The sequence below is a fragment of the Bradyrhizobium sp. USDA 3256 genome (genome assembly GCF_054058275.1).
The window spans coordinates 1,384,775-1,402,420 of record NZ_JBSSAE010000002.1 but is presented as its reverse complement, the minus strand read 5'-3'; the positions used below and the strand labels follow the sequence as shown (position 1 = coordinate 1,402,420).

Below are 17,646 nucleotides of genomic sequence, written 5' to 3'. Positions count from 1 at the left end.
CGATAACAACACGGAGCGAAACGTCCATGTCCACCTCAGCCCAGTTCGACTTTGCACCGCTGCTCCCGGCCGGCCTGCCTGCCCCGGCCGCACGCTGGACCGGGCTCGCCAGATACAGCTTCGTCGGCGGCAACAACGATCCCGACCAGGTCCCGGTCGACGGGCTGCTGGAGGCGGTCAACGCCGTGTTGAAGCGCGAGGGCAGGAATCTCGCGACCTACAACCTCGCGCACGGGCCGCAGGGCTATCTGCCGCTGCGCCAGTTCCTGACCGAGAAGCTGAAGCGCGACGCCGGGATTGCCTGCACGCCGGACGAGATCATGATCGTCTCCGGCTCGCTGCAGGCGCTCGATCTGGTCAATCACACCTTGCTCGCCAAGGGCGATACCGTGCTGATCGAACAGGAAACCTATCAGGGCTCACTGAACCGGCTGACACGGCTTGGCGTCAATGCGGTCGGCATTCCCCTCGATGGCGAAGGCATCAGGATCGACGCGCTGGCTGCAGCACTCGCCGATCACAAGCGGCGCGGCATCACGCCGAAATACATCTACACCATCCCGACGGTGCAGAACCCGACCGGCTCGATCCTTCCCGAGAGCCGCCGCGCCGAGATGCTGAAGCTGTCAAGAGAATACGGCGTGCCGATCTTCGAGGACGATTGCTATGCCGATTTGATCTGGAGCGGCGAACGGCCGCCCGCGATCTATGCCATGAGCAAGCATGGCGGCGTGATCCATATCGGCTCGTTCTCGAAGTCGATCGCGCCTGCGCTGCGGGTCGGCTTCATCGTCGCGCCCTGGGAGATCATGTCGCGAATGCTGCCGCTGAAGACCGACGCCGGCTCCGGCGCACTGGAGCAGATGGTGCTCGCGGAATATTGCGCGCCGCATTTTTCGACCCACGTGCCGCGCCTGACCAAGGGCCTGCGCGCCAAGCTCGATACGCTGATGGAGGCGTTGAACGAGCAGTTCGGCACCGCGGCCGAATTCGAGGCACCCAAGGGCGGCATCTTCCTCTGGGTCAAGCTGCCCGACAATGTCGACACGTTGAAGCTTTATCAGGCGGCGCTTGCCGCCGGCGTCTCGATCAATCCGGGACCGGAATGGTCGACCAGCAAGGCCCATTCCGGCAGCCGGCTCCGCCTCTGCTTCGCCAGCCCCTCGCACGAGCAGATCCGCGAGGGCGTCGCCGTGCTGGCCGAGGTGTGCCGCAAGGAGTTCGGCGTGCCGGCGCGCAGCAGCAATGTGGAGAAGCGCGGTTAGCTGTTTCGCTCGCCGGAAGATGGATTGCTTCGCTTTGCTCGCAATGACGGGGTAACCCGTCTCGACGTCATTGCAAGGAGCGAAGCGACGAAGCAATCCATGTTTCCACCCGCCCTCACCTCACTGAAAATGGTGCCTGATAGGGCCGGCCGAACGGCACGCCGTTGACCACGGTCTGCACCGGCTTCAGCAGCAGATTGCCGTCGCGCTTGTTGTTGCGGGTGTCGACGAAGGAGACCGGACCTTCGACCAGATCCATGATCGCGACATCGCCGGGCGCGCCGCGCTGCAGCGTGCCGATCTTCGGGGTCCGGTTGATGATCCGCGCCGGCACCGAGGTCGCCATCGCCACCACCTGATCCAGCGACGAGCCCATCGCCAGGAACTTGCTCATCACGTTCGGCAGGAACGGGATGCCGGGCGAGTTGCCCGAGAAGACATGGATGTCGGAGGAGATCGTATCGGGCGTGCAGCCGGCGGGGATCGCGATCTCGGCCACCGTGAAATCGAAGCTGCCGCCGCCATGGCCGACATCGAACAGCACACCGCGCTGCTTGGCCGCGAGCGCCGCCGGCAACAGCTTGCCCTCCTGCACGATATTGGTGAAAGCGCCGGACATGTTCGGCGCGCCAGAATAGGCATGGGTCAGGATATCGCCCGGCCGCAGCAGATTGAGGATGTCGGACATCAGCTCCCTGGTCTCGACGCCGCCGATATGCACCATCATCCGCGCCGGCCAGCCGCACATCTCGCAGGCTTGAATGCCGCGCTTCAGCGGCTCGAGGCCATGCTTGAAGATGACGTTTTCCGACATCCGCACCTTGACCCCGATCAGGAAGTCGGGGTTCTCGGCCAGCGCCATCGCGCAGGCTTCGACCTGGGCGTTGTCGATGTTGTAGAGCTCGGCCACCGGGAATGCCGACAGGCCGTTGTTGGCGATGTGGACGAAGGCGTAGATCCGCGCCCGCGATTGCGCCACGATGAAGCGCCGCAGCGCCGCGAGATTGTTGACGCCGGCATCGCCCGCCGAGACCACCGTCGTGGTGCCCTGGAATTGCACCAGCTCGTCGGCGGGAATGCCGATCGCCGATCCGTACGGGTAGACGTGGCAGTGCAGATCGACCAGGCCCGGCATCACGAGCTTGCCCGAGGCGTCGATAGTCCTGGCGGCGCGAGCGGCCGGGATTTCGTCTTCGATCGCCTCAACGATGCCCCAGCGGATGCCGATGTCGCGCTTGCCGCGCAGCGACTGGCTGGGATCGATGACATCGCCGTTCTTGATCACGAGGTCGAACTTGTCGTCCGGCCCCATCGCCGCAGCGGCTGGCCTCGCGATGGCTGCGGCAGCGGCCGATCCCGTCACTTTCAAAAAATCCCGGCGTGAAAATTCGCTCACGGCAACGTCCCCCCGAACATTGATTTTTATGGCGCGATGATGCGTCGGACGCAGCGGTTAGGCAAGGCCGGGAAAGCAGCCCGTGCGCTCGCTCATCGGTTGTGCGTACCAACACGCGACGGCAGCAGCGTTCGAGGCAGTTGCTGAACAAGCGTTCAGAAAACTCCTCTGGTTCCTGAGGAACGTTTCAATCTCCGTACGGTTTTCTCTTCGCTTATTTGAGGAGGATGAGATGAAAAAGATTGGCTTTGTTCTCGCGGCGGTTGGTGCGCTTGCGGTGGCCGTTCCGTCGATCGCGAGCGCCGAAACGGTCGTGATCAGACATGGCGATCATCATCACTGGGACCGCGGCTGGGGCGCACGCGCCGAAATGCGCCATGACCGTGGTTGGCATCGCGGTTGGCATCATGGCTGGCATCACGGCCATGACCGGACGGTGATCATCAAGCGTCATCACTACTAAAGACCGACACAACGGAAAATGGCTCCTCACGGAGCCATTTTTTCTTTTCTGCTTCCTCAGGGCCAGCGGCCTCAATCCCACGCCGGCGCAAACCCCGGATTGACGCAGCGCATGTCCTTGCGCAGCGCCGCAATCGCCTCGCGGTCCTCGTCGTCGAGCTTGACCTTCAGTGCGTCGAGGTTGGCCTTTTGGCTTTCGGCGCGCGAGGCTTTCGGAATGGCCGCCACGCCATCCTGATCGAGCAGCCATTTCAGCGCCACCTGTGCTGCGGTCGCATCATGCTTGCTGCCGATTTTCGCCAGCGTCTCGTTGGTGGCGAAGCGGCCCTGGGCGAGCGGACAATAGGCCACCAGTGGGATCGATTTCGCGGCGAGATATTTGCGCACCGGCGTCTGGTCCAGCATCGCGTGATATTCGATCTGGTTGCAGGCGATCGGCGCCTTGATGTCCTCGACCACGGTCTTGAGCAACGCGGTGGTGAAATTGGCGACGCCGATCGCGCGGGTGCGGCCTTCCTCCTTCAGCTTCATTAGCGTCTCGAAGACGGCAGGCAGCTTCATGCTCCGCGACGGCCAGTGCACCAGATAGAGATCGACGTGATCGAGCCGCAGCTTCTTCAGGCTGGCGTCGAACGCTGTTCGGATCGCATCCGGCGCCAGGTTCTCGTGCCAGACCTTGGTGGTCACGTGCAGGTCCTTGCGCGCGACATTCGAGGCAGCGATCGCCGCCCCGATCGCCTCTTCATTGCCGTACATCTCGGCGGTGTCGATATGCCGATAGCCGAGCCCAAGCGCGCTCTCTACCGCCGCGCGGCAGGTATCGCCCTGCATGCGGAAGGTGCCGAGCCCGAGCTGCGGCAGGCTGATGCCCTGTGTCTGCAGATTTTCCATGGATGGCTCCTGACGCGTGGGACGCCGATGCCATCGACGACGTCACGCCAGCAAATCGTTTCGTGGGAATGAAATTGGCAGGACTGCCGACACGCAGTCTGCCCGCAAACCGGCCCCTCGGGCAAGACGCCGGCAATCAAGATGTCGCGACGGGATCAGAGAGGGCGCTAGATGTGCTGCGCCATGATCTGGCCGGGCCGCGCGTCCGGCCGCGGCTCGATATCGACCGACCAGAGGTCGTGGTTGTCGACGTCCTTCAGCGTCACCGTCATCACGCCGGTCTTGCCGTCGATGTCGACGCGGCCGAAGAATTGCAGCCCGAAGCACGGCGCGAGATTGTCGCCCTGCTCGGTCGAGCAGCCCTTCTGGTACATCGCCTTCGGGCCAAAGGTGTTGTCGAGCTCACCCGGCGACCAGGTGCCGGCATGCAGCGGACCGGAGACGAACTCCCAGAACGGCTCGAACTCCTGGAACACCGCGCGGTTCGGATCATAATGATGCGCGGCGGTGTAGTGCATGTCGGCGGTGAGCCACACCGTGTTGCGGACCCCGGCGCGCTTCATGAAGGACAACAGATCGGCGATCTCGTGCTCGCGCCGCGCGGGCGGACCGTCGCCGAGCGCGACCGCATCGAGGCTGACGAGACCGATCGGCAGATCCGCGGCGATCACCTTCCAGACAGCATCCGACGCCACCAGTTCCCGCTTCAGCCAGGCAAGCTGGCTCTGGCCGAGGATGCGGGCCTGGTCCGGATCGCCCTGCTGGTTCCAGCTGGAATCGCGGTAGGAGCGCATGTCGATGATGAAGACGTCGAGCAGCGGCCCATAGGGAATCTTGCGGTAGACGCGGCCATCGCGCTCCGGCATCAGCCGCATCGGCATGAATTCGTGGAAGGCGCGGCGTGCCCGCGCCACCAGGCGCGAGCTGCCGTCAGCCTCATAGCCGGTCGCATCGGTGGTGCCGAGCGGCGACCAGTCGTCGGCCACCTCGTGGTCGTCCCACTGCGCGAACATCGGCACCTCGGCGTGGAAGGTGCGAAAATTGTCGTCGAGCCAGTTGTATTTGTAGTTGCCGCGAAACTGATCGAGGCTTTGCGCGACGGCGGATTTCTCCTCGGTGACGATGTTGCGCCAGATCTCACCGTTGGGGAGTTTCTGCTCCGACGGCACCGTGCAATCGGCGTAGATGTGATCGCCGGAATGGATGAAGAAGTCCGGGCGCTCGTTCAGCATGGTGCGGTAGCTGCGCAGGCCCCCGCGCGCGGGGTCGATGCCCCAGCCCTGCCCGACGACGTCGCCGGACCAGACGAACGAGACGGGACGCCGGTCGGCCGGCGCGGTTCTGAAATGGCCGACCCGGCTTTCGCCTGATGTGCCGTCGCGGTCCTCGAAGCGCACGCGATAGAACAGGTCCTGGCCCGGCGGCAGGCCGTCGAGCAGCAGCTTGGCGGTGAAGTCGCGCTCGGGCAGCGCATCGGCGGACGCGGCGCGCAGGATGCTGGCGAAGCTTTCGACCGCGGCGCATTCGACGTGCATCCGCGCGGCACGATCGGCGCGGGCCCAGATGACAGCGGAATCGCTTGCGACGTCGCCGGACTGGATGCCCGCGATCGCCGGCCGATCCGCGGCGCGGCTCAGATATGGTTTGGCCAGCGCGCCGAATCCCGCCAGCGCGGCGGTCGACGCCGAGCGCACCAGAAGCTGGCGCCGGGTGAGGCCTCGCCGCCCCGCGGAGATCGCTGTCGGCATCGAATAACCTTCGTCGAATCGCAACGAAGGTTTTGCCTGCGCTCCTTGACTCCGGCCTTACGGTTTCTTGACTCTCTGCCGACGGTTTTGCGACGGCGGGATGACTCGGTTACGTCGATTGGAACGCAGCACGCCGAGCATTCGATCTAAACCCGTCATCCTGAAGCGCGAGCGGAGCGAGCCTCGAAGGATGACGGGTTTAACATTCTTGTGGATGCGCACGTGGATCTGCGCGAGAGCGCCGCCTCACCGATGCCAGTTGCAAATGCCGCCGGTGCGGCACGGCCAGGTCTGGATCCGTGTGTCGCGGGCCTCCGCATCGAGCGGGTTCGAGTGGCGGCGCGCGAGCTTGGCGCGGGCGGGCACGCGCACTTCCGCGCGCTTCTTCTCGTGCGGTGCGGTCACCCTGGTGGTCCGCACGGCTTTCTTCGGCGCGACTTTCGGCTCCTCGACCTGCGGCTCGACATTTGCCTGCTGATCGGGGCCATGGTCGGTCTTCGCCTCGACCGGAACGGGCTCGAACTGTGTCGGCGGGCCAAGCCGCTTCGGCGACAGCACCGCCTTGGAGAGATCGAGGCTGAAGAATTCGCTGGGGCCGTACTCGTCGGCCAACGCCACGCCACCCCAAGTCAGGCACGCGGTGCAAACGATTGCAACAAAAGCGTTTTTCAGGACCATCAAACGGCCTCCTGAAATCACTCGAACAGACAGCCATCATGTAGGGGCTCGGCCGCGCGAATCCAGCCGCTGGTTGCGGGCAGAGTTACCGGTCACCAGGGCGGCCGTGGAAAGTTCCCCGGCCCCTATTCAGCCGCCTGCGCCAGCGGCTGGTTGATCGCGCACTCCAGCCGCGCGCATTCGGTGCGATAGCGGGCGACGTTGCCCTCCTTGATGTGGCCATAACCACGCACGAGGTCCGCGGCCTTCGCTAGCGCCACGAGGCGCGGCAAGTCGAGCGGCTTCTTGCTGTCGAGGTGACGCAGGATCATCGCCGAATACTCGACCGGCAATGCGCGCTCCATCTTGCGCTCGGCGGTATAGCCGAAGATGTCAAAGGCGGTGCCGCGCAGGCCCTTCAGCTTTGCGAGCATGCCGAACGCGGTGAAAATCCACGGACCGAATTCGCGCTTCTGCAGCCGCCCGGTGACGGGATCACGCTGGGCCAGCAGCGGCGGCGCCAGCAAGACCTTCAAGCCGGAATTGCCTTCGAACTGCTCCCTCAAGGCCTTGCTGAACTCGCCGTCGGAATAGAGCCGCGCGACCTCGTATTCGTCCTTGTAGGCCATCAGCTTGAACAGGCCCTTTGCGAAGGCTTCGGTCAGGTCCTGCGAGCCCGGCGCGGCCGCCGCCTCGGCGGTGCGGACGCGAGCGACATCGTCGAGATAGCGCTTGGCATAGGCCGCATCCTGATAGTCGGTGAGGAATTTGGCGCGGAACGCGATCTCCTCATCGAGCGTCTTCTTGGCCGGCGCGGCACCGGCGCTCTTGAAGCGCGCGGCGCTGACCACGCGTTGCAAATCGTGCGCGGCGAGCCGGCCCCATGAGAACGCAGTCTTGTTCATCTCGATGGCGGCGCCGTTGAGCTCGATCGCCTTCAGAATCGCTTCCAGCGACAGCGGGATCGCGCCGCGCTGAAACGCGAAGCCGAGCATGAAGGCGTTGGTGGCGATGCTGTCGCCCATCAGCGCCGTGGCAAGCCCGGTGGCATCGAGGATGTCGAGATCGCCTGGCGTCACGGCGCCGTTCAGCGCATCGCGCATCGAGCTGGCTTCGAAGTCGATATCGGGATCGATCACGAAGCTCGCGGTCGGCAAGAGATCGGCGTTGACCACGGCGCGGGTAACGCCGCGCTCGGCGCGGCTCAGGGCCGGCACGCTGGTGGCGACGACCAGGTCGCAGCCGAGGATCAGGTTGGCGTTGCCCGGCGCGATGCGAACCGTGGTCAGCATGTCGGAGGCGGGCGCGAGCCGGACATGGCTCATGACCGCGCCGTTCTTCTGCGACAGGCCGGTGAAGTCGAGCGTCGAGCAGGCGAGCCCCTCGACATGCGCAGCCATACCGAGCAGCGCGCCGATGGTAATGACGCCGGTGCCGCCGATGCCGGTGATCAGGATGTTGTAGGGATTGCTCAACGCGGCCGCAGGCGGCGTCGGCAAATCGGCGAACAACGCCTTGGGATCGGCCGCGGTGCGGTCGGCCTTGCGCAGCTTGGGATCCTGCACCATCACGAAGCTCGGGCAAAAACCCTCGATGCAGGAGAAATCCTTGTTGCAGTTCGACTGATCGATGCGGCGCTTGCGGCCGAGCTCGGTCTCCAGCGGCTGCACCGAGACGCAGTTCGACGCCACCGAGCAGTCGCCGCAACCCTCGCAGACGCGCTCGTTGATGAAGACGCGCTTGGCGGGATCGGGGAACAGCCCGCGCTTGCGGCGGCGGCGCTTCTCGGCGGCGCAGGTCTGGTCGTAGATCAGGACGGTGAGGCCCTCGACCTCGCGCAGGGTGCGCTGCACGGCATCGAGCTCGCGGCGATGGTGGATGGTGGCGCCGGACGGGAAATAATTGGCGGGATATTTGTCCGGATCGTCGGAGACGATCGCAAGCTTCCTGGTGCCTTCAGCCGCGACCTGATGCGCGATCTGCGACACCGTGAAGCCGCCTTCGGCCGGCTGCCCGCCGGTCATCGCCACCGCATCGTTGTAGAGGATCTTGTAGGTGATGTTGACGCCGGCCGCGGCCGCAGCGCGCAGCGCCAGCAAGCCGGAATGGGTGTAGGTGCCGTCGCCGAGATTCTGGAACACATGCTGTTCGCTGGTGAACGGCGCCTGCCCGATCCAGCTCACGCCCTCCGCGCCCATATGCGAGATGGTCTGGGTGTTGCGGTTCGGCACCGACAGCGCCATGCCGTGGCAGCCGATCCCTGCCATGGCGCGGCTGCCCTCGGGAATCTTGGTCGACGAGTTGTGCGGGCAGCCGGAGCAGAAATACGGCGTGCGCTGCAGCTTCGCGGTGCCCGTGCCCTCGGCGGGGCGATCGAACGCCTCGAGTTTTGCCAAACGCTGCTCCAGCAGCGGGCTGCGGTGACCGAGCTTGCGCAGCCGCGCCACCACGGCGGCGGCGACCATGGTCGGCGTCAGCTCGCCCTCGCTCGGCAGCAGAGGCGCCCCGCTCTCGTCGCGCTTGCCGACCACCGAAGGCCGCTTCGACGCGTCCATGTTGTAGAGGATGCGGACCAGCTGGTCCTCGATGAAGCCGCGCTTCTCCTCGACGACCAGCACATCCTGCAGGCCCTCGGCGAAGGCGCGCGCGCCGCGCGCTTCGAGCGGCCAGGTCAGCGCCACCTTGTAGATGCGCAGCCCGAGCGCCTGCGCATCGGCATCGGTGATGCCGAGATCGGCGAGCGCCTGGCGCAGATCGAGATAGGCCTTGCCGGTCGCCATGATGCCGAGCCGCGCCGGCTTCGAATCCAGCACGATGCGATCGAAGCGGTTGATGCGGGCGAAGGCCGCGACCGCCTCCATCTTGGGCCCGTGCAGCCTGCGCTCGGCCTCGAGCGGCGGATCCGGCCAGCGGATCGAGAGCCCGTCCGGCGGCATCTCGAAATCGTCGGGGATGATGATCTTGATGCGATCGGGATCGCTGACGATCGAGGCCGAGCTTTCCACCGTCTCCGAGATCGCCTTGAAGCCGACCCAGCAGCCGGAATAGCGCGACAGCGCGAAGCCGAGGATGCCGAGGTCGAGATAATCCTGCAGCGTCGCCGGATTGACCACCGGCATCAGCGCCGAGGCAAACACCTGCTCGCTCTGATGCGCCAGGGTGGAGGACTGGCAGCCATGGTCGTCGCCGGCCAGCGCGATCACGCCGCCGTTCGGCGAGGTGCCGGCGGAATTGGCGTGCTTGAGCGCATCGAGCGAGCGGTCGACGCCGGGGCCCTTGCCGTACCAGATGCCGAACACGCCATCGACCTTGGCGCCGGGGAACATGCCGACCTGCTGGCTGCCCCACACCGCGGTCGCCGCCAGATCCTCGTTGAGGCCGGGGACGAAGGCGATGTCATGTTCCCTGAGGAAGGATTTCGCCCGCCACAGCGCGTGGTCGTACATGCCGAGCGGCGAGCCGCGGTAACCGGAGATGAAACCGGCGGTGTTCAGCCCGTTCGCGCGGTCACGTTCGCGCTGCAACATGGGCAATCGGACCAGCGCCTGGGTACCGGAGAGGAAGATTCGTTTCGTATCCAACCGGTACTTGTCGTCCAGTCCAACTTCCATCAACGCCATCAGTTTCCCCGTCAGTCAGCCACGCCGGTCCGAACCGGTCTGATTATCTTCCGAAATGATCATGCATCAGCATGCACTGATTTTGTTATGCATGAACAGCCCCGTTCCATGGCCGCAGCACATATCTCATGTTGCGCATGCGAGGCCTTGTCGCTCTGCGAGGCCTTGCCGCTCTGCAAGGCAGCATCTTTGAAACGGTGGCGCGCAAGGGAGACCAAGGATGATTACAGTCGAATCCGCGTTCACGACGGAAATCGTGGAGAACGGCGATCTGCTGGTGGGTCCCTGGCGCAGCCCGAAGCAGATGCTGCAGGCCCAGACCTACGATTCCCACGCCTCGATCCACGATGATGCAACCGCGCAGAAGCTGGGCTTCCGCGGCGGCACGATCGAGGGGCCGACCCATTTCAGCCAGTTCGCACCGCTGTGCGAGCGGATCTGGGGCCGGGCCTGGTTCATGACCGGATGCCTCTCGGCGCATTACCGCAGCCCGGTGTTCGAAGGCGAAGAGGTGCAGGCCCGGATCGAGAAGCCGAAGCCCGGCCAGACCGTTTGCACGATCGGGATGATCAAGCGTGACGGCACCGAGATCCTGCGCGGCACCGCCTCGATCGACGGCGACGGCAGCGAGACGGCGCTCAGTCACCGGCTCGGCGAATTGAAGCCACTGACCGATCCCGTGATCCTCGCCGATATCAAGGTCGGCATGAAGACGCCGCGGCAGGCGATCAAGATGGATTTCGACCAGAACATGGGCGATCTCTATCCGTTTTCGCTCGCCGACAAGCTCAGGGTGATCACCGAGCCTTCGGACTATTATTCGCTGGAGCACAATCCCTGGGGCCGCGCCATCATCCCGATGGAGATGCTGAGCGTGCTGTTCCAGTACCGCGCGCGCGAGGATCGGCTGCCGGTCCGCGGCCCCGCGGTCGGGCTGTTCGCCGACCAGGAGATCCGTGTTTTGCGCGGGCCGCTCTTCCCCGGCGAGACCTATTGGGTCGAGCGCGAGGTCGTGGCGCTTTCCGGCAGCAAGCGCACCGAGAGCATGTGGGTGCGCTCGACCGTGTTCGATGCCGACAACGCGGTGGTCGCAACGATGCTGCTCAACGGCGCCAGCATGAAGGATTCCTACGCCAACTACGAAAGCGAGCACAAAGCCCTCTACGGCTGAAGCGACAGCCGCCCTCTCCCGCAAGCCGCCGAAAAAAGGACAACAACAATGGCCCGCCTGCCCTATCTCGAAACCGATCAGGTCGCCCCCGAATATCGCGACATGCTCAAGCGCAATACCAATCTGCACAAGCTGCTGGTGAACTCGCCGGACATGGCGCGCGCCTTCAACGGCGTCGGCGGCTATATCCGCTTCAAGAGCAAGCTCGATCCCAGGCTGCGCGAACTCGCGATCCTGCAGGTCGGCTGGCTCGAGCAGTCGGAATACGAATTCACCCACCATGTGAAGATCGGCAAGGAGTTCGGCGTCACCGACGAGGATATCCAGGGCCTGATCGCGGAGACCAAAGGCCAGCCGTCGAAGCTCGAGCCGCTGGCGAAAGCCATCCTGAAGGGCGCCCGCGAGATGGTGCGCGAGCTCGCGATGTCGGAGGCGACCTTCGCCGAGATCAAGCGCGAGCTGTCCGACGAGCACATGACCGACCTCGTGCTGACGATCGCATTCTACTGCGCCGTGGTGCGGGTGCTCGCCACCATGCAGATCGACAACGAGCCTTACTACAAGGAGGTACTGCAGCAGTACCCGCTACAGGGGGTGAAGTGACATGCGCCTGCAAGATCGCGTCGCTATCGTCGTGGGTGCCGGCCAAAGCCCCGGCGAGGGGATCGGCAACGGCCGCGCCACCGCGCTGACCTTCGCGCGCGAAGGCGCCAGGGTGCTGTGCGTCGATCACAATCTGGCATCGGCGCAGGAGACCGTCGACCTGATCGCGGCCAAGGGCGGCACTTCAGTCGCCTTCAAGGCCGACGTCACCAAGAATGCCGACATCAAGGCGATGGTGGCTGATGCACATGGCCGCTGGGGCAGCGTCGATATCCTGCACAACAATGTCGGCGTCAGCCTCTCCGGCGGCGATGCCGAACTGCTCGACATATCAGAAGAGGCGTTCGATCGCTGCGTGGCGATCAATCTGAAGAGCTGCATCCTCGCCGCCAAGCATGTGATTCCGATCATGCGCACGCAGCAGCGTGGCTCGATCATCAACATCTCGTCGATGGCCGCGATCACGACCTATCCCTACGTCGCCTACAAGGCGACCAAGTCGGCGATGATCGCCTTCACCGAACAGCTCGCCTACCAGAATGCGCAATATGGCATTCGCGCAAACGTGATCCTGCCGGGATTGATGAACACGCCGATGGCGGTCGACACGCGCGCCCGCGAATTCAAGAAGAGCCGCGCCGAAGTCGAGGCCGAACGCGACAGCAAGGTGCCGCTGCGTCACAAGATGGGCACCGGCTGGGACGTCGCCAATGCCGCGCTGTTTCTCGCGTCCGATGAAGCGGATTTCGTGACCGGCGTCACGTTGCCGGTCGATGGGGGCGCAAGTGTGCGGCGCGGTTAATCGAGACGATTAACCTGTGTGACAATTTGGGATTAATCACTGTGACGAAATCACGCGTTATTGCGCCGCAACGATTCGAAAAAATTGAAGTATTCCAATGACACGGCGATGTGACGACGCGTCCACATAAATCGAAATCCTGACTCGTTGTGGTCGCACGAAATTCATCTGCGCTCTGTATCTCGCTCGCCAAGAACTTCTGGAGTGCCTGGACCGATGAGCGAAGAATTCGAACTCAGACCCGATCAGTGGGATGCGCTGAAAGCGTTGCGGGCTCCCGCAGCAAACCCTTCACGGCTGAACCGCTTTGCCGTCGAGAGCCTGATCACGCTCGGCTATGTCGCCGTGCGCGGCGATTCGTTTGAACTGACGCCCGCGGGCCGGAAGGTGCTGGTCCGCGGTTCGTCATTGCTGCTGCTCGATATCGCAGCCTGACCTCGCCGAAAATGACACGAACGAGAGCTTCAGTTTTGATTGAATCAAAGCCGAAGCTCTCGTTTTTTTTGTTTTGCCGCGTTTTCTTCACGCGAACCGGTATCCACTTCGCTCGAAAACGTTCTGTACACGCGGCATCATGCCGCGTGTGCTTTTCCAGGGATAGTCGTCTCGCCGTGCTGCGTCAGCGGCTTCATCCCGGTGAGGCTGCGCAGCAGCACGTAGAACACCGGCGTCAGGAACAGGCCGAACACGGTGACGCCGATCATGCCGGAGAACACCGCGACGCCCATCGCGCGCCGCATCTCCGAGCCCGCGCCGGTCGACAGCACCAGCGGCAGCACGCCCATGATGAACGCCATCGAGGTCATCAGGATCGGCCGCAACCGCAGCCGGCTCGCCTCGATCGCGGCACGGATCGGTGACCGCCCGGCGAATTCGAGCTCGCGCGCGAATTCGACGATCAGGATGGCGTTCTTGGCTGACAATCCGACCAGCACGATCAGGCCGATCTGGGTGAAGACATTGTTGTCGCCCTTCGACAGCCAGACGCCGAACATCGCCGCCAACAGCCCCATCGGCACGATCATGATGATCGAGAGCGGCAGCGCCAGGCTCTCATAGAGCGCGGCCAGCACCAGGAACACCAAGAGGATCGCCAGCGGAAACACCCAGATTCCGGAATTGCCGGCGATGAACTCCTGATAGGTCAGATCGGTCCATTCGAAGGCGAATCCGGGCGGCAGCGTTTCGGCGGCGATCCGCGTCGCCGCCTCCTGCGCCTGGCCGGAGGAATAGCCGGGTGCAGCAGCGGCATTGATGTCGGACGACAGGAAGCCGTTGTAGCGGATCGCACGTTCCGGCCCAGCGCTCTGGCGGACCTTCAACAGCGCCGACAGCGGCACCATGTCGCCCGACGACGAGCGCACCTTCAGCTGCCTGATGTCGTCGGCACGCGCGCGAAACGGCGCGTCCGCCTGCACATAGACCGAATAGGTGCGGCCGAATTTGTTGAAGTCGTTGACGTAGTAGGAGCCGAGATAGATTTGCAGCGTATTGAAGACTTCCGTGACCGGCACGCCGAGCTGCAACGCCTTGGTACGGTCGATATCGGCGAACAGCTGCGGCACGTTGACCTGGAAGCTCGAGAACACGCCGGCGATCTCCGGCGCCTTCTGCATCGCCGCCATGAACGCCTTGGTCGCGTCGTTCAGCGCCTCATAGCCGAGGCCGGCGCGGTCCTCGATCTGCAGCTTGAAGCCGCCGATGGTACCGAGGCCGTTGACCGGCGGCGGCGGGAACATGGCGATGAAGGCATCCTGGATGCCGGCATATTTCTTGTTCAGCGCCATCGCGATCGCCGGACCGCTGAGCGACGGATCCTTGCGCTCGTCGAACGGCTTCAGGGTCGAGAACACGATGCCGGCATTGGAGGAGTTGGTGAAGCCGGAAATCGACAGACCAGGGAACGCCACCGAGCTCTCGACACCCGGCTGGGTCAGCGCGATGTCGCTCATCTTGCGGATCACTTCCTCGGTGCGATCGAGCGTCGCGCCGTCGGGCAGCCGGGCAAAGCCGACCAGATACTGCTTGTCCTGGCCCGGCACGAAGCCTGATGGCACCTGCTTGAACAGCACGCCGGTCAAGCCGATCAGCAGCACATAGAGGCCGATCACCACCGCCTTGCCGTAGATCACCTTGGTGACGGTGCGGCCGTAGTTCTCGGAGGACTTGGTGAAGACCTTGTTGAAGCCGCGGAAGAACCAGCCCAGCGACTTCTCCATGATCCGGGTCAGCCAGTCCTTCGGCTCGTGATGGCCCTTCAGCAGCAGCGCCGACAGCGCCGGCGACAGCGTCAGCGAGTTCACAGCCGAGATCACGGTCGAGATCGCGATCGTCAGTGCGAACTGCTTGTAGAACTGTCCGGTGAGACCAGAGATGAAGGCGAGCGGCACGAACACCGCGATCAGCACCAGCGCGATCGCAATGATCGGGCCGGACACTTCGCGCATCGCCTGGTTGGTGGCGTCGCGCGGCGACAAGCCGGACTCGATGTTGCGCTCGACGTTCTCGACCACGACGATGGCGTCATCGACCACGATGCCGATCGCCAGCACCAGGCCGAACAGGCTGAGCGCGTTGATCGAGAAGCCGAACACATGCATCACCGCGAAGGTGCCGACGATCGACACCGGAACCGCGATCAAGGGAATGATCGAGGCGCGCCAGGTCTGCAGGAACAGGATCACGACCAGCACGACGAGCGCGATCGCCTCGAGCAGCGTGTGGATCACGGCCTCGATCGAGGAACGCACGAACTGCGTCGGATCGTAGACGATCTGGTACGACACGCCTTCCGGCATGTTCTTCTTGATCTCGGCCATCGTGGCGCGGACATGGTCGGAGATCTCCAGCGCGTTCGAACCCGGCGCCTGGAAGATCGGGATCGCGACCGCCTGCTTGTTGTCGAGCAGCGAACGCAGGCCGTATTCGGAGGCGCCGAGCTCGATCCGCGCGACGTCGCGCAGCCGCACCACCTCGCCGGCCGAACCTGTCTTGACCACGATGTCGCCGAACTGCTCTTCGGTCGATAGCCGTCCCTCGGCATTGACGGAGAGCTGCAGGTCGAGGCCCTTGACGCTGGGCGAGGAGCCGACCACGCCGGCGGCGGCCTCGACGTTCTGCGCCTGGATCGCGCGCACCACGTCGCTTGCGGTCAGCGCATGCTCGGCGGCCTTCTGCGGGTCGACCCAGACCCGCATCGAATAGTCGCCGGCGCCATAGAGCTGGACGTCGCCGACGCCGTCGATCCGCGCCAGCCGGTCCTTGACGTTGAGCACGGCGTAGTTGCGCAGATACGTCATGTCGTAGCGGTTGTTCGGCGACAGCAGATGCACGACCATGGTGAGGTCGGGCGAGCTCTTCTTGGTGATGATGCCGAGCTGGCGCACCACAGCCGGCAGGCGCGGCTCGGCCTGCTGCACGCGGTTCTGCACCAATTGCGTCGCCTTGTCGGGGTCGGTGCCGAGCCGGAACGTCACCGTCAGCGTCATCGCGCCGTCGGTGGTGGCCTGGCTCGACATATAGAGCATGCCCTCGACGCCGTTGATCTGCTCCTCGATCGGCGTTGCGACGGTCTCGGCGATCACCTTCGGATTGGCGCCGGGATAGGTTGCGCGCACCACGACTGACGGCGGCACCACATCGGGATATTCCGAGATCGGCATCGCCAGCAGCGAGATCAGGCCGGCCAGGAAGATCAGGATCGAAAGCACGCCGGCGAAGATCGGCCGGTCGATAAAGAATTTTGAGAGATTCATGGCTCCGCCCCCGCGCGCAGCGCCTAGCGCTGCACGACGTGCTGGTTGGTTTCAGTGGATGCCTGCTGCATGCTGCGCGCGCCCATTTCGGCGACTTCCATCTTCAGAAGCGCACCCGGACGCACGCGCTGCAAGCCGTTGACGACGATGCGGTCGCCGGATTTCAGGCCGGCGGTGACGATCCGCAGGCCGTCGACCGAGCCACCGAGCGTGACGGAGCGATAGACGGCGCGGCTGTCGTCGCCGACCAACATGACGAACTTCTTGTCCTGGTCGGTGCCGACGGCGCGCTCGTCGATCAGCACCAGCGTCTGCTGCTTGGGCTGGCCCATGCGCACGCGGGCGAATTGCCCCGGGATCAGCCGGCCGTCATCGTTCTTGAACACGGCGCGGACGCGGATGGTGCCGCTCTGCCCGTTGACCTGGTTGTCGATCAGCTGGATGTGCCCCTTGGCGCCGAGGCCGCCCGACGTCACCATGTCGACCGGAATCTGGTCGAGATTGCCTCGCTTGCCGGAGGCGTCCGCGATCGAGTTCAGCGCGCGCAGCACGACCTCCTCGTCGGCATCAAAGCTCGCATAGATCGGATTGACCGAGACCAGCGAGGTCAGGACCGGCGACGAGGTGCCGGCGGCGACGAGATTGCCGACGGTGACCTCGATCCTGCCGACCCGGCCGTCGACCGGCGCCCGCACCTCGGTGTAGTCGAGATTGAGTTTGGCCGTCTGCAGCGCGGCCTCAGCGGCCTTGACGTTGGCGATTGCCTCGCGATTGGCGTTGTCGCGCTGGTCGAAATCGCGCTTGGTCACGATGTTGTTGCCGACCAGCTGCGCGCCGCGCTCGACTTCGCTCGTGGTGAACACGACGCGGGCCTTGGCGGCCTCGAGCTGTGCCTGGGCGCGATCGACCTCGGCCGCGTAGGGCGCGGGGTCGATCTTGAACAGGATGTCGCCGGACTTCACCAGCGCGCCCTCAGTGAAGTTGGTCGAAAGGATCGCACCGGCCACCCGCGGCCGGAGCTGGACACGGTCGACGGCTTCGAGCCGGCCCGAGAAGTCATCGAACAGCGTGGTCGACCGCGGTTGGATCACGGCGACGGTGACCGGGACCGCCGGCTCGGGAGCTGCGGCAGTCGCGGTCGCCTGTGCGGCATGAAAATAGTGGCCGGTCGCGATCGAACCGGCCACCGCGAGGCCGCCAAGGATCACGATACCGCCGACGACACGTCGGAAGCGGCCGGAACGGGGATTTTGGATTGACGAGGGCATTCACGCGC

General features: G+C 64.5%; 13 protein-coding genes. 6 read left to right on the top strand and 7 right to left on the bottom strand.

What is annotated here, in order from left to right:
* Positions 1-26 precede the first annotated feature (26 nt).
* Positions 27-1,265, top strand: coding sequence for an aminotransferase-like domain-containing protein (locus tag ACVWY5_RS08345; RefSeq protein ID WP_028334519.1), 1,239 nt, complete (start codon positions 27-29; stop codon positions 1,263-1,265).
* A gap of 115 nt (positions 1,266-1,380) precedes the next feature.
* Here ACVWY5_RS08345 and ACVWY5_RS08340 read toward each other — a convergent pair whose 3' ends face one another.
* Positions 1,381-2,661, bottom strand: coding sequence for an amidohydrolase family protein (locus ACVWY5_RS08340; protein ID WP_028334520.1), 1,281 nt, complete (start codon positions 2,659-2,661; stop codon positions 1,381-1,383).
* 232 nt (positions 2,662-2,893) lie between these two features.
* On the opposite strand from ACVWY5_RS08340, the gene ACVWY5_RS08335 reads away from it, so the two are divergent.
* On the top strand, positions 2,894-3,124 hold the full coding sequence (locus tag ACVWY5_RS08335) for a hypothetical protein (RefSeq protein WP_028352140.1): 231 nt from the start codon (positions 2,894-2,896) through the stop codon (positions 3,122-3,124).
* 71 nt (positions 3,125-3,195) lie between these two features.
* Here ACVWY5_RS08335 and ACVWY5_RS08330 read toward each other — a convergent pair whose 3' ends face one another.
* From ACVWY5_RS08330 to ACVWY5_RS08315, 4 genes are all read right to left on the bottom strand, one after another.
* On the bottom strand, positions 3,196-4,014 hold the full coding sequence (locus ACVWY5_RS08330; RefSeq protein ID WP_028334521.1) for an aldo/keto reductase: 819 nt from the start codon (positions 4,012-4,014) through the stop codon (positions 3,196-3,198).
* A 167-nt stretch (positions 4,015-4,181) separates the two neighbouring features.
* Entirely contained in the window at positions 4,182-5,762 is a 1,581-nt protein-coding gene (locus tag ACVWY5_RS08325; protein WP_038377539.1) for an alkaline phosphatase D family protein, read from the bottom strand.
* A 246-nt stretch (positions 5,763-6,008) separates the two neighbouring features.
* Positions 6,009-6,440, bottom strand: a complete 432-nt coding sequence (locus ACVWY5_RS08320; protein ID WP_028334523.1) for a hypothetical protein — start codon at positions 6,438-6,440, stop codon at positions 6,009-6,011.
* Between the two features lie 125 nt (positions 6,441-6,565).
* A complete protein-coding gene (locus ACVWY5_RS08315; RefSeq protein ID WP_028334524.1) occupies positions 6,566-10,039 on the bottom strand; it encodes an indolepyruvate ferredoxin oxidoreductase family protein in 3,474 nt (1,157 codons plus the stop codon).
* Positions 10,040-10,259: 220 nt separating this feature from the next.
* Between ACVWY5_RS08315 and ACVWY5_RS08310 the strand changes: the two genes are divergently transcribed.
* From ACVWY5_RS08310 to ACVWY5_RS08295, 4 genes are all read left to right on the top strand, one after another.
* Positions 10,260-11,210, top strand: coding sequence for a hypothetical protein (locus tag ACVWY5_RS08310; RefSeq protein WP_028334525.1), 951 nt, complete (start codon positions 10,260-10,262; stop codon positions 11,208-11,210).
* Positions 11,211-11,258: 48 nt separating this feature from the next.
* Positions 11,259-11,813 carry a carboxymuconolactone decarboxylase family protein gene (locus tag ACVWY5_RS08305; RefSeq protein ID WP_028334526.1) on the top strand — a complete coding sequence of 185 codons (555 nt, stop codon included), beginning with the start codon at positions 11,259-11,261 and terminating at the stop codon, positions 11,811-11,813.
* Position 11,814: 1 nt separating this feature from the next.
* Positions 11,815-12,615 carry an SDR family NAD(P)-dependent oxidoreductase gene (locus ACVWY5_RS08300; protein ID WP_028334527.1) on the top strand — a complete coding sequence of 267 codons (801 nt, stop codon included), beginning with the start codon at positions 11,815-11,817 and terminating at the stop codon, positions 12,613-12,615.
* A gap of 216 nt (positions 12,616-12,831) precedes the next feature.
* The gene (locus tag ACVWY5_RS08295; protein ID WP_028334528.1) at positions 12,832-13,050 is read left to right on the top strand and encodes a hypothetical protein; all 219 of its coding nucleotides are present in this window, start codon (positions 12,832-12,834) and stop codon (positions 13,048-13,050) included.
* 137 nt (positions 13,051-13,187) lie between these two features.
* On the opposite strand, the gene ACVWY5_RS08290 is transcribed toward ACVWY5_RS08295, so the two are convergent.
* Both ACVWY5_RS08290 and ACVWY5_RS08285 read right to left on the bottom strand, forming a co-directional pair.
* The gene (locus ACVWY5_RS08290) at positions 13,188-16,370 is read right to left on the bottom strand and encodes an efflux RND transporter permease subunit (protein ID WP_028334529.1); all 3,183 of its coding nucleotides are present in this window, start codon (positions 16,368-16,370) and stop codon (positions 13,188-13,190) included.
* A gap of 23 nt (positions 16,371-16,393) precedes the next feature.
* The gene (locus tag ACVWY5_RS08285; RefSeq protein WP_028334530.1) at positions 16,394-17,638 is read right to left on the bottom strand and encodes an efflux RND transporter periplasmic adaptor subunit; all 1,245 of its coding nucleotides are present in this window, start codon (positions 17,636-17,638) and stop codon (positions 16,394-16,396) included.
* Positions 17,639-17,646: the final 8 nt, after the last annotated feature.

What these genes read in the sequence shown, in the direction of transcription:
- ACVWY5_RS08320 (WP_028334523.1), bottom strand. Translation starts at nt 6,440, where the DNA reads ATGGTCCTGAAAAACGCTTTTGTTGCAATCGTTTGCACCGCGTGCCTG.
- ACVWY5_RS08325 (WP_038377539.1), bottom strand. Translation starts at nt 5,762, where the DNA reads ATGCCGACAGCGATCTCCGCGGGGCGGCGAGGCCTCACCCGGCGCCAG.
- ACVWY5_RS08295 (WP_028334528.1), top strand. Translation starts at nt 12,832, where the DNA reads ATGAGCGAAGAATTCGAACTCAGACCCGATCAGTGGGATGCGCTGAAA.
- ACVWY5_RS08335 (WP_028352140.1), top strand. Translation starts at nt 2,894, where the DNA reads ATGAAAAAGATTGGCTTTGTTCTCGCGGCGGTTGGTGCGCTTGCGGTG.
- ACVWY5_RS08290 (WP_028334529.1), bottom strand. Translation starts at nt 16,370, where the DNA reads ATGAATCTCTCAAAATTCTTTATCGACCGGCCGATCTTCGCCGGCGTG.
- ACVWY5_RS08310 (WP_028334525.1), top strand. Translation starts at nt 10,260, where the DNA reads ATGATTACAGTCGAATCCGCGTTCACGACGGAAATCGTGGAGAACGGC.
- ACVWY5_RS08345 (WP_028334519.1), top strand. Translation starts at nt 27, where the DNA reads ATGTCCACCTCAGCCCAGTTCGACTTTGCACCGCTGCTCCCGGCCGGC.
- ACVWY5_RS08330 (WP_028334521.1), bottom strand. Translation starts at nt 4,014, where the DNA reads ATGGAAAATCTGCAGACACAGGGCATCAGCCTGCCGCAGCTCGGGCTC.
- ACVWY5_RS08305 (WP_028334526.1), top strand. Translation starts at nt 11,259, where the DNA reads ATGGCCCGCCTGCCCTATCTCGAAACCGATCAGGTCGCCCCCGAATAT.
- ACVWY5_RS08300 (WP_028334527.1), top strand. Translation starts at nt 11,815, where the DNA reads ATGCGCCTGCAAGATCGCGTCGCTATCGTCGTGGGTGCCGGCCAAAGC.
- ACVWY5_RS08285 (WP_028334530.1), bottom strand. Translation starts at nt 17,638, where the DNA reads ATGCCCTCGTCAATCCAAAATCCCCGTTCCGGCCGCTTCCGACGTGTC.
- ACVWY5_RS08315 (WP_028334524.1), bottom strand. Translation starts at nt 10,039, where the DNA reads ATGGCGTTGATGGAAGTTGGACTGGACGACAAGTACCGGTTGGATACG.